This window comes from Marinobacter sp. BW6 (genome assembly GCF_008107725.1).
In the GTDB taxonomy this organism is placed as follows: domain Bacteria; phylum Pseudomonadota; class Gammaproteobacteria; order Pseudomonadales; family Oleiphilaceae; genus Marinobacter.
Map to the genome: position 1 here is coordinate 248,663 of NZ_VIRN01000035.1, position 13,150 is coordinate 261,812.

Here is a 13,150-nt window from a genome sequence, read left to right on the forward strand (position 1 = left end):
TCGCACTCATTTCAAAAGGGTTTCCGGGTTCAGGATGGCGTTGGGGTCAAAGGTGTTGCACAGAGAGCGGATGGCGAGCATGCCCAGTTCGCCTTTCTCCACCGGCAGATAAGGGGCATGGTCCTTGCCAACCCCATGCTGGTGGCTGATGGTGCCGCGGTTGTTCACGATCAGCTCGGAGGTGCTGGTCTTGAGTTTTTGCCAGCGCGCGAGTGTTTCTTCGTAGCTGTCGCCCACCCGGAACACATACGTGGTGTATATGCTGCAGCCCTGGCTGTAGAAATGGGACAGGTGGGTGAATACATGGGTGTTCTCGTGCTGGTCTTTCAGCCCGTCACGCAGGTTGGTCTCGATCAGGCCCAGAAGATTGTCGACGTTGTCCCAGTCGGTGGCGGTTTCCAGGGTGTCTACAGCGTATCCCATCTGCCAGAGCGCCTCTCGGAGATAGGGCATGGTAAAGCGCTTGGCTGCCCATTTATCGCCGAGCCGGGTGCCGGTATAGACGCCGTTTTGGGCCTTGCAGATGCTGCGGGCCTCTTTCAGGGCATTTTTGGTCTGGTGCCGGGTGCCGGTGATGCCAAAGGTCATCATGCATTTGCCATTGCCTGCGCCACGAAGCGACAGGAAGCTCTCGAGCATGCCGATCAGTCGGGGGTGGCCGGCCAACGCCAGCTGGGTTTCGGTCTCTATTGCGTTACTGAGCCTGAGCATGGATAGCTGGGTTCTGTTCTGCACCAGCAGGCGGCTGGCTGTGCGGGCACTTTCCCAGTCCGGGAAAAAGACCACATGGAAACTCTCATGTTCGGGCAGCGGGGTGACCCGAACCTTCACTTCGGTGATCAAGCCGATGCGGCCTTCAGAGCCCAGAATCATCTCGCGGATATCAGGGCCGGCGCTGGAGGCGGGGATGGTTGGCAGGGTGAGGGTGCCTTGCAGGGTTTCGACGGAGCCGCCGGCAAAGAGTTGTTCTATGCGGCCATAGCGCAGGGATTGCTGGCCACTCGATCGGGAGGCCACCCATCCGCCAATGGTGGACAGTTCGAAAGACTGCGGAAAATGCCCGAGAGTGTAGCCGTGGGCCCTGAGTTGAGACTCTACCAGGGGGCCGGGCGTCCCCGCGCCGAACGTTGCGATCTGGCTTTCCCGGTCCAGATCCAGCAGGCGGTTCATCCTGCCCATATCCACAGTCAGCACGGGTTTGCCATTGTCCACCGGGTTTATATGCCCGGCCACACTGGTGCCACCCCCGTAGGGGATCAGGTGAAGATTCTGCTCTGCGGCCCAGGAGAGAAGGGCTCGAACTTCGTCGCTGGTGCTGGGGTAGGCAACGCCATCGGGAAACATGCCAAACGTGCCGCTGCGCATGGCCAGCCAGTCAGCAAGGCTCTGGCCACGGGCGTGCCGAACCCTGGCTTCCGGGCTTATATCGATCAGTGCTTCCAGCTCTGCCGGAAGGTTCAGGCGGGCGTCCGGCACTTTCGCGCAGACAGATTCCAGGGTGGCGTCCGTCAGAGGACGGCCGTCACCGATGCGCGATGCCAGAAAGTCCTGTCCCTGTTCCGGCATTGCCAGATTAAATCCTTCGTCGCCCCAGCCGTTCCAGCGTCGCATGTGTGTAATTCTCCGGGTTAAGAAATAATGTGAAGCATTCTAGCGGGTCGGCACCTTCTGCAGATGTCGCTTGGCGCCAGTCGCGCTGTCATTTGCCGCCAGAAGATTCTTCGCAATGGACCTCAGGGCCGGAGTGATTCCGTCAGTCGGCTGTTCAGATCCTGCCACCGGGAAAGCTTGCCTGCTTCGCCAATTCGGGTTCGCGCTCCGCCCGACTGATTGAGCCAGAGGCCATCGCCATTAAAGCTATAAACAGGTTCAAGATCAGTTCGTTGGGAGGCTAATTTAATGTCATTTATAAGGTTGTCCAGAATCAGTGGATCTGCATCCGGCTCGGGGTACCATGCCAGCACCATGTGGGCCTGGTTCAGCTCCAGGGCTTTGACATAGACAATACGCAGTTGATCGTCCGGCACGCCCATGGACTTGAGGGTCAGGTATTTGGCGATGGAGAAATCCTCACAATCCCCGCCGTTGGTGGTGAGCAGTTCCACCGGGGTTGCCCAATAGTCTTCTTCGCCCCAGTGGCGGATATCGCTGACGAAGCTGACCCGATTGAAGAAGGAGTTGACCAGCCGGAGCTGTCGGTCAACGGGGGCGTTTGCGGCGAGCGCATGGAGTCGTTGCCAGTTTTCCAGGCGTTGGTGTGCCTCGGTGCCGAATTCTTCCTGTACGTAGGTCATCAGGCGGGAGCTGAGCTCAAAGGCACTTCCAACAGAAACCAGAAGCAACAGCACAGGCAACAGGCTTGAACGGCGGCGTATCTGGATAGCGGCCGTTTCCATGGGGCGCCTCAGTTATTGTTCCGTAGGCGTTCCCTGAGCTGCTCAAGGCGCCGGCGGATTTCCTCCCGGCGCTGCTCGTCGCTGCTGGCGGAGGCGGGCGCTCTTGAGGGCGAGGAGGATGCAGCCTGCTGGGTCTCAGAGGCGGGCTCTTCCTGTTGGTCGGCAGTGAAGGACATGCCGCTGCGGTCGTCGGATTCCGGGAAGTACAGGTTCTCGAGTTTGCCGGAGCGCTCAATGATCACCCGGTTCGGATGTACCGAGCGCAGGGTTGCGTTGCCGGGCAGTTCATCACCCACCAGGTAGGCCTCGGTTTTACTCTTGTCATCTTCGATCAGCGCGCTGCCCGGGAACTCGCCATCGGCGGCCAGAACGCCCCGGAGAAACAATCGAAGGTTGGTTTCCGGCAGATTCTCCGTGTCCACTTCTACCGGCGCGCGCTCGCCGGAGGCGGCCCCGAAAAGATCCAGAGAGGACAGGTTCACCGTGGGTGGTTCACGTCCGACAGCCGGATTGGAGACCAGTGGCTGTGCGGCGCTGTAATTTCCTTGGTGGCTTTCCATCTGCCAGAACCGGTAACCCTGCCAGGCTGTCAGGGCGACCATGGCGGCCCCTGCCACGAGCGCAAGAATCAGGGGAAACCGTTCATTGTTTAAGAGCATTGATCATCCTGAAGGCAAGTTTGTGGGCCGGAAAAAGCTCACAGGTTATCAGACTGCAACGTTTTATTGGCAGTATAGTGTATAGAGTTATTCAGCGGGTCCATATCCTGTGGTAGCCTTTCTGAATTAGTTGAATCGAAAAGGGTTTCACGAACGAGGACGACCTTGACCACAGATACTGAACTTCAGCCGCAGGATGCTCCGCTGGGCCGTCTTCCCTTCACTTTTGCCAAGCGCAACGGAGTAATTCTGACCCGTTCGGATGCCGGCGAGCCGGTAATTCTGGTTCGGCCCGGTGCGTCTCACTCGGCGCTGGCGGAAGCGAACCGTATCAGTGGCGGTCGCGCCCGTTTTGCCACCATTGACCCTGACCGGTTCGATCAGGCCCTGAATTCCGCTTACCAGAACGATTCCGCCGAAGCCATGCAGATGGTGGAGGGCATCGGCGACGACATGGATTTGGCTTCCCTGGCTGATTCCGTCCCCGAAACCGAGGATTTGCTGGAGCAGGAAGACGATGCCCCGATCATCCGCCTGATTAACGCCATCCTCACCGAGGCCGTGAAAACCAGCGCCTCGGATGTTCATATTGAGACCTACGAAAAGCGGTTAGTGGTTCGTTTCAGGGTGGATGGCGTGCTGCGGGAAGTGGTAGAGCCCAAGCGGGCGCTGGCCCCGTTGCTGGTGTCCCGGATCAAGGTTATGGCGAAGCTGGATATTGCCGAGAAGCGCGTGCCCCAGGATGGCCGGATTGCGCTGAGGGTAGCCGGTCGGGAAGTGGATATCCGTGTGTCGACCATGCCGTCTTCCAGCGGTGAACGTGTGGTTCTGCGTTTGCTGGACAAACAGGCAGGTGCCATTCGGCTGGAATCCCTGGGCATGGCCGGGCGGGACCTGAAAGTTCTGCGCAAGCTGATTCACCGGCCCTACGGTATCCTTCTGGTGACCGGCCCGACCGGTTCCGGTAAGTCCACCACACTCTATGCCTCGCTGCAGGAAATCAATGATCGCAGCCGCAACATCCTGACCGTTGAGGACCCCATTGAATATAACCTGCCGGGTATTGGTCAGACCCAGGTCAATACGAAAGTGGACATGACCTTTGCCCGCGGCCTTCGAGCCATTCTGCGTCAGGATCCCGATGTGGTGATGATCGGTGAGATCCGTGATCTGGAGACGGCAGAGATCGCGGTACAGGCGAGTCTGACCGGCCACCTGGTTCTGTCCACGCTGCACACCAACACCGCTGTTGGCGCCATCACCCGGCTAATGGACATGGGCATCGAGCCTTTCCTGATTTCATCCAGTCTGGTGGGCATTGTCGCTCAGCGGCTGGTTCGGGTTCTGTGCAAAGAGTGCCGGGAGCCTTACACACCGACAGAGGAACACTGCGAGTTCCTCCAGCAAGACCCCGCCAATCCGCCCACAATCTACCGTGCAACAGGTTGCAGTCATTGCAACCAACTCGGTTACCGTGGCCGGATCGGTATCTATGAGGTGGTTGAGATCTCGGAAGAGATCAGCTCTCTGATTCACAAACGGGCCGGTGAGTTGGACCTGGAGAAAATTGCTCGCCAGCATGGCCCCAGTATTCACGCAGACGGTGTGCAGAAAATACTGGACGGTGTGACCACGGTGGAAGAAGTGCTCCGCGTTACACACCGGGGTCAGTAAACCATGCCAGCATACGAATACAAGGCACTGGATGCCCGGGGCAAGCAGAAGCATGGTGTGGTTGAGGCTGATGCTCCGAGAGCCGTTCGCCAGCAACTCCGGGAGCGTGGTCTGACGCCACTGGCGGTTGAACCGGCAGCGGAAAAACAGGCCCGAAGCAATCCTCTCAGCAGCCGTGGCTCCCTTGCCGCGGCCGATCTGGCCCTGGTTACCCGCCAGTTGGCAACGCTGATCCAGTCGGGTATTCCCATTGAGCAAGCGCTCTCTGCGGCAGCCCAGCAGTCGCCGAAGCCCAGAATTCGCAGCATGCTGATCGCTATCCGGGCCAAGGTCATGGAAGGTTACACTCTGGCAGACAGTCTCGGTGAGTTTCCGCGTGCGTTTCCGAGGCTGTATCGATCTACCGTTGCTGCAGGGGAGCACGCCGGCCACCTGGATCTGGTGCTTAACCGGCTGGCGGATTACACCGAAAGCCGTCAGGAAGCGCGGCAGAAGATTCAACTGGCAGCGATCTACCCCATCATTCTGAGTATCGTTGCCATTGCCATCGTGGTGTTCCTGCTGACTTATGTGGTACCGGATATCATCGATGTGTTCCTGAAGCAGGGACAGGAGCTGCCAACGCTGACCATGGCGATGCTTGCAGTGTCGGAATTTCTGGCGGATTACGGTGTCTACCTGTTTATACTGCTGGTCGGCGCACTGATGGTGTTCCGGTTTTTCCTTACCAAGCCCGGGTTCCGGCTTCGGTTTCACAAGCGCTTGTTACATCTGCCACTGTTCTCCGGGATGGTCCGTGGAGTTAATACCGCCCGGTATGCCAGTACCCTGAGCATCCTGACCACCAGTGGTGTGCCGTTGGTGGAGGCGATGCGTATTGCCGGTGAGGTGCTCTCCAACGATTTTCTGAGGCAGGAACTGAGGGATGCGGCCCGAAAGGTCAGTGAAGGCGGCTCATTACATCGTTCGCTTGATCAGACCGGGTATTTCCCGCCGATGATGCTGCACATGATCGCCAGCGGGGAGGCCAGTGGAGAACTGGACAGCATGCTGGAACGGACCGCTCGCATGCAGGAAAACACCCTGCAATCCAAGATTGCCGCGATCGTGGGCCTGTTCGAGCCGATGATGCTGTTGGTGATGGGCGTGGTGGTACTGATCATAGTGCTGGCCATCATGCTGCCGATATTGAATATGAGTAATCTCGTGGGATGAAACCCGCGCCGGATTGTCAGTCGACAAATCCGAACCGAAAGCAATCCATGCCAATGACGAGTGAGACAATGACCATCAAGAACCTCAATACACACAATCACAATCGCGGCTTCACCCTGATCGAAATCATGGTGGTGATGGTGATCCTGGGCCTGCTGGTGGCCATCGTGGCACCCAACATCATGGGCCGGAGTGACCAGGCAAAAGTCACCGTGGCGGAAACCCAGTTGAGCAACATTGCCAATGCTCTGGATCTCTATCGTCTGGACAACAGCCATTACCCATCTACCCAGCAGGGTCTTGAAGCACTGGTATCGAAGCCCAGCGGCAGCCCGGAACCAAAGAACTGGAATCAGGATGGTTACCTGAAGAGCGTGCCTGAAGACCCCTGGGGTTCTGAATACCAGTATGTAAGTCCCGGCACTGAAGGCCCCTACGACCTGTATTCCTATGGCTCTGACGGCCAGGAAGGCGGCGATGGCGACGCTGCCGATATCAGCGTCTGGGACACCGAGGGCTAAATCACTGTGCAGGTCAGATCCCGACAGACCGGTTTCACCCTGATTGAGATACTGGTGGTCCTGGTGGTTGTGGGTCTGCTCGCCTCCCTTGCGGTTTTCACGATGGGGGGAAGTTCCCAGCAGCGTGACCTGGAAAACGAAGTCAGGGAGCTGTATCTGCTCATGCAGACAGCCTCGGAGCAGGCGGTACTCAATAACCTGGAACTGGGCCTGAAGCTGGAAGAAGATGGCTACCAGTTCGTGGCCTATCAGGATCAGACCGGGGACTGGAAAGCGTCAGGCGAACGCATGTTCCGGGCCCGAAGTCTTCCCGAATGGGTCACCGTTACCGAGTTTATTGAAAGTGACGCACCGAGACTGGCGTCATCCGAGGACACACTGCTTCCGGATGTGGTGTTCTTCTCCAGTGGCGAGACTACACCGTTCGAGCTTGAATTCACCATTGGCAACGGGTCAGACAACATGCACGTGCTGGCCTCTGATGGTGTGTCGCCCATGGAGTGGCGCAAACCGGGTGATGAAGGGAGCGGCGGGTGAAAACGCAGAGAGGGTTTACCCTGATCGAAGTGCTCATCGCTCTGCTTGTTTTCGGCCTGATTGCGACCGCAGCAGCCGAAGTTGGTAGCCAGTATATTTCCAGTTATGAACGGGTGCGGGACAAAACCCTGGCCAGTTGGTTGGCGGATAATCGGGTCAATGAAATCCGTCTGCAGGAAAACATCCCGGGGATCTCCGAGAACTCCAAGGACACCGACTTCGGGCCTTATCGCTGGCGGGTGACCACAGCGATACTGGCTACCGCCGAGGCGAAGATGCGTCGCGTTGAGGTGACGGTTGCCCGGTACCGCGAGGAGGGCGCGGCGCCAGTTCCTATTCATACCCTGTCTGCTTTCGTGGGGGCGCAATGATGGCCGTGCCCCGCCAGATCTGCCAACCGCAGCAACGTGGTTTTACCCTTCTGGAGGTGTTGATTGCGGTCACCATAACCGCCGTCATCGGGCTCGGTGTGTGGCAGGTGATTAACGGGGTGGTAAATTCACGAGATCGGGTGAATGAACTGGCTGAGCAGTTTGACGGCCTGCAACGGTCCATGCTCTTGCTGGAGCGGGACATTATGCAAGTGGTTAACCGCCCGGCGAGGGACATTTATGGCGATTTCCAGCCCGCACTGTCCAGTCGTGAGGATGACTTCTCCCTGTTGTTAACCCGTCAGGGTTGGCGCAACCCCCTGGGCATCCGCCGCAGTGGCTTGCAGCGCGTTGGCTGGGAATATACCGGCAGCGAATTGCGGCGCCGGTACTGGCCCATGGTGGACCAGGGCCAGGAAGATGACAGCCGCGACGTGCTGCTTCTGGAAGGTGTAAAACGCCTGGAAGTGCGGTTTCTGGATTCTAACCGTAGCTGGCAGCTCCAATGGCCAACCGATGAGGTGATGGCCGGATTGACCCCTGGTAGTCGCCCGGATATTCCACTGCCGCTGGGAATGGAAGTGACTCTGGAGCATGAGCGTTTCGGAACGCTGGTGCGGACCTTTGCACTGCCGGATTTTGATCCGGCAGTTGCCCAGGGAGCCCTGAATCAGGCCAACCAGGCTGCCAGCGAAGCGGGAGAGGAAAGCTCTGAAGAGGAGACCACCGAACAACAACCCGGTGAAAATACCGGCGCAACGGGGCAGGGAGGCTAGGCCGATATGGGGCACATCCCGGCGTTACCTTACCGTCAGCGCGGCGTGGCTTTGATCATGGTGCTCCTGGCTATGGCGTTGGTTGTCATGCTTGCCTCCGGCATGACCCAGCAACAGAGCCTCCGGGTGTTCAAGGCGGGTCACTATCTGGCCCAGCAGCAGGGCCAGAGTATTGCCCTGGGTGCCGAGGTCTTTGCCCGCCAGATCCTGCGCAGGGATTATGACGAGGACAAGGAAGAGAATCTGATGGTCGACAGTCTGGACGAGTTCTGGGCCGCCAATGCGGCCGTTCTGCCGTTGGATGATAACGGCGTTGCTGAGGTCCAGATTGACGATCTTGGTGGCCGACTGAATCTGAATGATCTTGTAGGTGCTAATGGCCAGGTGGATCCTGTCGTCAGGAACCGGTTCGTTCAGCTGTTTGCTGCCCTGGGAATTACTGCAGTTTCTGTGGACTCCCTGGTGGACTGGATTGACCCCGATGACCAGACCATTACCGCCTATGGGGCCGAGGATGGTCAGTATCTTATGGCAGACCCCGGGTATCGTGCCGGCAACCAGCCTTTTACCACCGTAACCGAGCTGCGCCTGATAGAGGGCATGACTGAAGAGATTTTTCAGGCCCTCCGGCCCCATGTGGCTGCGCTTCCGGTGACCGGGGCGGGAATCAATGTGAACACAGCCACCGGCATGGTGATTCGCTCCCTGCATGAAGAGCTGACGGACGCTCAGGCTGCGTCTATTCTTGAGAAGCGGGAAGAGGAGCGGTTTGAGAATCTTCAGGATTTTCTGGCGTTGCCGGAATTTGCCGGTCTCGGGCTTAAGTCGGTTGGCCTGGGTCTGCAGACACGGTTTTTTGAAGTTGCCTCGCGGATTACTTACGATAACCGTGTCGTGAATATGGTCAGTACCGTGTTCCGGACTCCGGAAGGCGAAGTCCAGACGGTTAACAGGGATACCGGGCAGAAGAACCGAATTACCAAAGAGCCTTTTACCATTTCAGAAGGATAACCATGTCTTATCGCCTTTACGTCCGCCCGATACCGCCGTTTGCGGACGCTGACCAGGACCCCGATGCCCAGATGTTCAACTGGGTCCTGCACGATGCCGGTGGCGATGCCCAGGCCCGTGGCACTGGCGACAGTCGCGATACTATCGAGCAGACTCTGGGACAGAATGCCCTGGATAACGTTCTGTTGATCGGCCTCATTCCCGGAGAAGAAGCGATTTATTGTCTGGCCGACATTCCCGCAAAGCAGAGTCGGTTTATCAATCAGGCCTTACCCTACGCTGTTGAGGAGCAGATCGCTCAGGACATTGATTCAGTGCACCTGGCTCTGGGATCCCACACCGACCATGGCTACCGGGTGGCTGCCATAGACCGGGAGCGGATGGGGCAATGGGTACAGCTGTTTGGGGGCTGGGAGCATGTGCGCCTCGAAGCCATTTATCCGGATGCCTCTTTGTTGCCCCGCACGGAGGGTGGCTGGTCCGTCTGTCTCGATGGCGAAACCGCAATGATGGTGAGCGAGCGTGGCGAGTGGCTGAGCATGCAGTCTGCAAACCTCGGTATGTTTGCCCATACCCTCGCGGCACCCTCTGCCGAAGAAGTTGTTGCGGAAATACCGGTCACCCTTTACGGAACTGCCGATGAGTTTGAAATCCAGCAATCGGCCATTACCGAGCTGAATGGCTCCGGTCGCCTTGCGGTTCGCAAGGAGGTGCTGGAACTGATGCCTCTGGAATTACTGTCCTACGCCCATCACCATCACCTGTGCGAACCGGTGAATCTGTGTCAGGGAATCTTTTCCTCTACATCCGGCAAGGTCAGCCCGCTGAAGCCATGGAAGCCGCTGATTGCGGTGGCGGCAGTCTGGTTCGTCGTCCAGGTGGCATTGAATGCCGGGATGGGGTTTTACTATCAGAATCAGGCGGAAGCACTGCAAAGCGAGGCCATGGCGATCTATCGAGGGGCGTTTCCGAATGACCGGCGAACCCACGCAGGCAACGTCCGGCGTGTCATCGAGGGGCAGTTGCGGGTTGCCGGCTCCAGTGGCCCGGAAGTGGACTTTATCACCCTGATGAAATACACCGGTCAGCAATACGCCCGCCTGCCGGGTAGCCAGGGGGTTAATTTCAATTCGGTGAATTACAGTCGCTCACGGGGTGAGCTGATTGTGGACGTGAGAGCGGATAGCTACGATCGTCTGAGCGCCCTGCGAAACGGGCTGGCGAACCAGGGTCTGGAAGCACAGATTGGCTCGGTTGTGAACGAAGCGAGCGGTGCACGTGGCCGCCTGACGGTTTCTGGAGGTTAAGGGTATGCTATCCCGAATCAAGGATCAGCCGGCGGTCGGCAAACTCATTGCGCAATACGACCAGTTGCCCCGTCGCGACCAGCAGGCCCTGGTGGTACTCGCCATCGCGGTCTTTCTTGGCATTCTGTATTTTGCCGTCTGGCGTCCGGCTGCAGGCTTTTATGAGCAGTCCGAGACTGCACGAGACAACGCCGGTGAATTGCTCGCCTGGATGCAGGCAAACGAACAGACGATTCAGCGACTGGGTAATGCCGGTGGCAATGCCGCGACGACTGCGGCTGATAAGCCTGTTGATGGACGTGCCCTGATGGCGCTGGTGACGCGTTCCGCCGGTGAGGCGGGGCTGTCGCTTCAGCGCTTTGAGCCCAGTGGCGAGGACGCCATTCGTGTCTGGCTTGAGAACGCACCGTTTGCAGAGGTGGCGGCGTGGCTGGAACTGCTGAATGGCAACCATGGCGTGGTGATTGACCAGGCCGCCATGGATAGGGCGAGTGAACCGGGGCGGGTATCCGTTCGTTTAACACTGGCCATCTGATTCTGAAAACCAGATTCCGGGCCTTCTGTCCGGGACTGACGCAGGAGAAGGAAGCGATGAGTAACGGCAGCGACAACAAGAACAAATCCGAGCCGGCCATTGTTCGTCTGGACGAAACGGCGCGCAATGAAGCCAGATCCATTCTGTTTCACGCCTATCGGAACGAGCCAACGTTCCAGTACCTGTTTGATCATCGTCGTCCCGGTTACGATCAGCGGGTGCGCGCGACCATCCGGGAACTGATTGATCTTTACTTTGAGCTTGATCAGGATGCTATCGGCGTGATGGTTGATGATACGCTCGTTGCCGTCGCGTTCATCGGCGACCCGGAACTGAGAATGAACCTGGCTGACCAGATCAGCTGGCGGATCCGAATGGTCCTTACCACCGGTTTTGCCTCCACCCGCCGATATCTGGATTACCACGAGAAGATTCGTGACATGTTGCCACAGCCGTTGGCGCACCAATTGCCCATGATGGGCGTAAATCCCAAGTATCAGAATCGGGGCTATGGTCGTTTGTTGCTGAAGACCGTCGAAAAACTCTGTGCTGAAAACCCGCGGGGCAGCGGGCTGGTGCTTGATACCGGCAACAATCGTTATCTGCCTTTCTACGAATCCGAAGGTTTTCGGAGCCTTGGCAAGATACAGCTTGGCGATTTTGAGGATCACGTGCTGTTCAGGGAAGTGCATCCGGAAACCAAAACGGCCGCGCCCGGCCAAACCTGATTTTTTTATTGTTTAACGGGAGAAGCTGTGTCTGACCAGCAGGATTTTGATCTGATCGTTATCGGAGCCGGCTCCGGCGGTGTCCGTCTCGCCCGAATGTCTGCCCAGAGGGGCGCAAAGGTGGCCGTTATTGAATCCAGGTATCTTGGCGGAACCTGCGTCAACGTTGGCTGCGTGCCCAAGAAACTGTTTGTGTACGGGGCCCATGTGCACGACGAGCTGGAAGACGCCGCCGGTTATGGCTGGCAGGTGCCTCTCGATGATGTCAGTTTCGACTGGCCCAAACTGGTGGCCAACAAGAACGCCGAGATCGAACGCCTCAACGGCATTTATGGCCGGCTATTGGAAAATGCCGGTGTCACCATCATTGAAGGGACGGCGTCACTGTCGGACGCCAATACCGTAGTGGTGGGCGACACCTCGTACCGGGCCAAACACATTACTGTGGCCACGGGCAGCTGGCCGGTTATTCCGGATGTGCCCGGCAAGGAATGCATTCTTACTTCCAACGAGATGTTCTACCTGCCGCAGTTGCCCAAGCAGGCTGTAGTGTGGGGTGGTGGCTATATCGCTGTGGAATTCGCCGGCATCCTGGCCGGATTAGGTGTTGATACAACCTTGCTGTATCGCGGCGATCTGTTCCTGCGCGGGTTTGATGGTGATATCCGACGGTTTACCGAACAGGAAATGCGCAAGAAAGGCGTAAACCTTCAGTTTGGTGTCACCATTGAATCCGTTGAAGCCGAGAATGCCCACTACCGGGTTCAACTGAACAATGGCGAAACCCTGGAAACCGGCCTTGTTATGGCAGCAACCGGGCGCCGGGCGTTGGTCGACGGGCTTGGTCTGACCGATCTTGGCGTGCAGCTCAGCGCGTCAGGGCATGTCGTGGTGGACGATCACTTTCAGACAGCGGTGCCCTCAATCACAGCGTTGGGTGATGTGATCGGTACCCCACAACTCACTCCGGTCGCATTGGCGCAGGGCATGGTGCTCTCAAGGCGCCTGTTCGGCGACGGCAAAGGCGAGATGGATTATTCGGCCATTCCAACCGCCGTATTCTGCCAGCCCAACATCGGTACCGTCGGACTGACCGAGGAGGAGGCACGGGAAGCCGGGCATCGCCTGCGAATTTACCGCTCGGAATTCCGTCCGATGAAATACACGCTCAGTGGTCGCGAAGAACGGAGCTTGATGAAGTTGGTTGTAGACGACGAGACTGATCGCGTATTAGGTGCCCATATGGTGGGGCCGGACGCGGGTGAGATTACCCAGGGACTGGCGGTTGCCATCAAGGCTGGTGCTACCAAGGCTCAGTTTGATTCCACCCTGGGCATTCATCCGACGTCTGCGGAAGAGTTTGTCACCATGCGGGAGCCAGTGGCCTGATTCATAACCGGCGCCCGGGTGAGGGCGCCGG

General features: G+C 58.1%; 14 protein-coding genes. 11 read left to right on the top strand and 3 right to left on the bottom strand.

Features of this window, described 5'->3' with window-relative positions; all coding sequences use genetic code 11:
• Positions 1–6: 6 nt before the first annotated feature.
• From FMN52_RS01200 to FMN52_RS01210, 3 genes are all read right to left on the bottom strand, one after another.
• Positions 7–1,611: an FAD-binding oxidoreductase gene (locus tag FMN52_RS01200; RefSeq protein WP_148606900.1), complete on the bottom strand. Its 1,605-nt coding sequence runs from the start codon at positions 1,609–1,611 to the stop codon at positions 7–9.
• A gap of 122 nt (positions 1,612–1,733) precedes the next feature.
• Entirely contained in the window at positions 1,734–2,396 is a 663-nt protein-coding gene (locus tag FMN52_RS01205; RefSeq protein ID WP_148606901.1) for a transglutaminase-like cysteine peptidase, read from the bottom strand.
• A gap of 8 nt (positions 2,397–2,404) precedes the next feature.
• Complete coding sequence (locus FMN52_RS01210) at positions 2,405–3,055, bottom strand: type II secretion system protein N (RefSeq protein WP_148606902.1); 651 nt, start codon at positions 3,053–3,055, stop codon at positions 2,405–2,407.
• A gap of 165 nt (positions 3,056–3,220) precedes the next feature.
• Between FMN52_RS01210 and gspE the strand changes: the two genes are divergently transcribed.
• The 11 genes from gspE (at position 3,221) to gorA (ending at position 13,119) form a co-directional block, all read left to right on the top strand.
• The gene (gene gspE, locus FMN52_RS01215; RefSeq protein WP_148606903.1) at positions 3,221–4,729 is read left to right on the top strand and encodes a type II secretion system ATPase GspE; all 1,509 of its coding nucleotides are present in this window, start codon (positions 3,221–3,223) and stop codon (positions 4,727–4,729) included.
• A gap of 3 nt (positions 4,730–4,732) precedes the next feature.
• Positions 4,733–5,944 (top strand): type II secretion system inner membrane protein GspF, encoded by a 1,212-nt coding sequence (gene gspF, locus FMN52_RS01220; RefSeq protein WP_148606904.1) that lies wholly within the window; start codon positions 4,733–4,735, stop codon positions 5,942–5,944.
• 68 nt (positions 5,945–6,012) lie between these two features.
• Positions 6,013–6,465 carry a type II secretion system major pseudopilin GspG gene (gene gspG, locus FMN52_RS01225; RefSeq protein WP_148606905.1) on the top strand — a complete coding sequence of 151 codons (453 nt, stop codon included), beginning with the start codon at positions 6,013–6,015 and terminating at the stop codon, positions 6,463–6,465.
• Positions 6,466–6,471: 6 nt separating this feature from the next.
• The gene (gene gspH / locus FMN52_RS01230; RefSeq protein WP_148606906.1) at positions 6,472–7,002 is read left to right on the top strand and encodes a type II secretion system minor pseudopilin GspH; all 531 of its coding nucleotides are present in this window, start codon (positions 6,472–6,474) and stop codon (positions 7,000–7,002) included.
• Positions 6,999–7,373, top strand: coding sequence for a type II secretion system minor pseudopilin GspI (gene gspI, locus FMN52_RS01235; protein ID WP_148606907.1), 375 nt, complete (start codon positions 6,999–7,001; stop codon positions 7,371–7,373). The genes gspH and gspI overlap by 4 nt, the downstream gene beginning before the upstream one ends.
• On the top strand, positions 7,373–8,149 hold the full coding sequence (gspJ, locus tag FMN52_RS01240) for a type II secretion system minor pseudopilin GspJ (protein WP_148606952.1): 777 nt from the start codon (positions 7,373–7,375) through the stop codon (positions 8,147–8,149). Before gspI ends, gspJ begins: the two co-directional genes overlap by 1 nt.
• 6 nt (positions 8,150–8,155) lie before the next feature.
• Positions 8,156–9,160 carry a type II secretion system minor pseudopilin GspK gene (gene gspK, locus FMN52_RS01245; protein ID WP_148606908.1) on the top strand — a complete coding sequence of 335 codons (1,005 nt, stop codon included), beginning with the start codon at positions 8,156–8,158 and terminating at the stop codon, positions 9,158–9,160.
• 2 nt (positions 9,161–9,162) lie between these two features.
• Positions 9,163–10,467 (top strand): type II secretion system protein GspL, encoded by a 1,305-nt coding sequence (gspL, locus tag FMN52_RS01250; protein ID WP_148606909.1) that lies wholly within the window; start codon positions 9,163–9,165, stop codon positions 10,465–10,467.
• A gap of 4 nt (positions 10,468–10,471) precedes the next feature.
• On the top strand, positions 10,472–11,002 hold the full coding sequence (locus FMN52_RS01255; protein WP_148606910.1) for a type II secretion system protein M: 531 nt from the start codon (positions 10,472–10,474) through the stop codon (positions 11,000–11,002).
• 56 nt (positions 11,003–11,058) lie between these two features.
• Positions 11,059–11,730, top strand: a complete 672-nt coding sequence (locus tag FMN52_RS01260; protein ID WP_148606911.1) for a GNAT family N-acetyltransferase — start codon at positions 11,059–11,061, stop codon at positions 11,728–11,730.
• 27 nt (positions 11,731–11,757) lie between these two features.
• Positions 11,758–13,119, top strand: a complete 1,362-nt coding sequence (gene gorA / locus FMN52_RS01265; protein WP_148606912.1) for a glutathione-disulfide reductase — start codon at positions 11,758–11,760, stop codon at positions 13,117–13,119.
• The last annotated feature ends 31 nt before the right edge of the window (positions 13,120–13,150 follow it).

Bases quoted from the DNA above. Each gene is read 5' to 3' on its own strand.
- gspK (WP_148606908.1), top strand. From the start codon at position 8,156: ATGGGGCACATCCCGGCGTTACCTTACCGTCAGCGCGGCGTGGCTTTG.
- gspG (WP_148606905.1), top strand. From the start codon at position 6,013: ATGACCATCAAGAACCTCAATACACACAATCACAATCGCGGCTTCACC.
- gspJ (WP_148606952.1), top strand. From the start codon at position 7,373: ATGGCCGTGCCCCGCCAGATCTGCCAACCGCAGCAACGTGGTTTTACC.
- gspF (WP_148606904.1), top strand. From the start codon at position 4,733: ATGCCAGCATACGAATACAAGGCACTGGATGCCCGGGGCAAGCAGAAG.
- FMN52_RS01205 (WP_148606901.1), bottom strand. From the start codon at position 2,396: ATGGAAACGGCCGCTATCCAGATACGCCGCCGTTCAAGCCTGTTGCCT.
- FMN52_RS01260 (WP_148606911.1), top strand. From the start codon at position 11,059: ATGAGTAACGGCAGCGACAACAAGAACAAATCCGAGCCGGCCATTGTT.
- gspL (WP_148606909.1), top strand. From the start codon at position 9,163: ATGTCTTATCGCCTTTACGTCCGCCCGATACCGCCGTTTGCGGACGCT.
- FMN52_RS01255 (WP_148606910.1), top strand. From the start codon at position 10,472: ATGCTATCCCGAATCAAGGATCAGCCGGCGGTCGGCAAACTCATTGCG.
- FMN52_RS01200 (WP_148606900.1), bottom strand. From the start codon at position 1,611: ATGCGACGCTGGAACGGCTGGGGCGACGAAGGATTTAATCTGGCAATG.
- FMN52_RS01210 (WP_148606902.1), bottom strand. From the start codon at position 3,055: ATGCTCTTAAACAATGAACGGTTTCCCCTGATTCTTGCGCTCGTGGCA.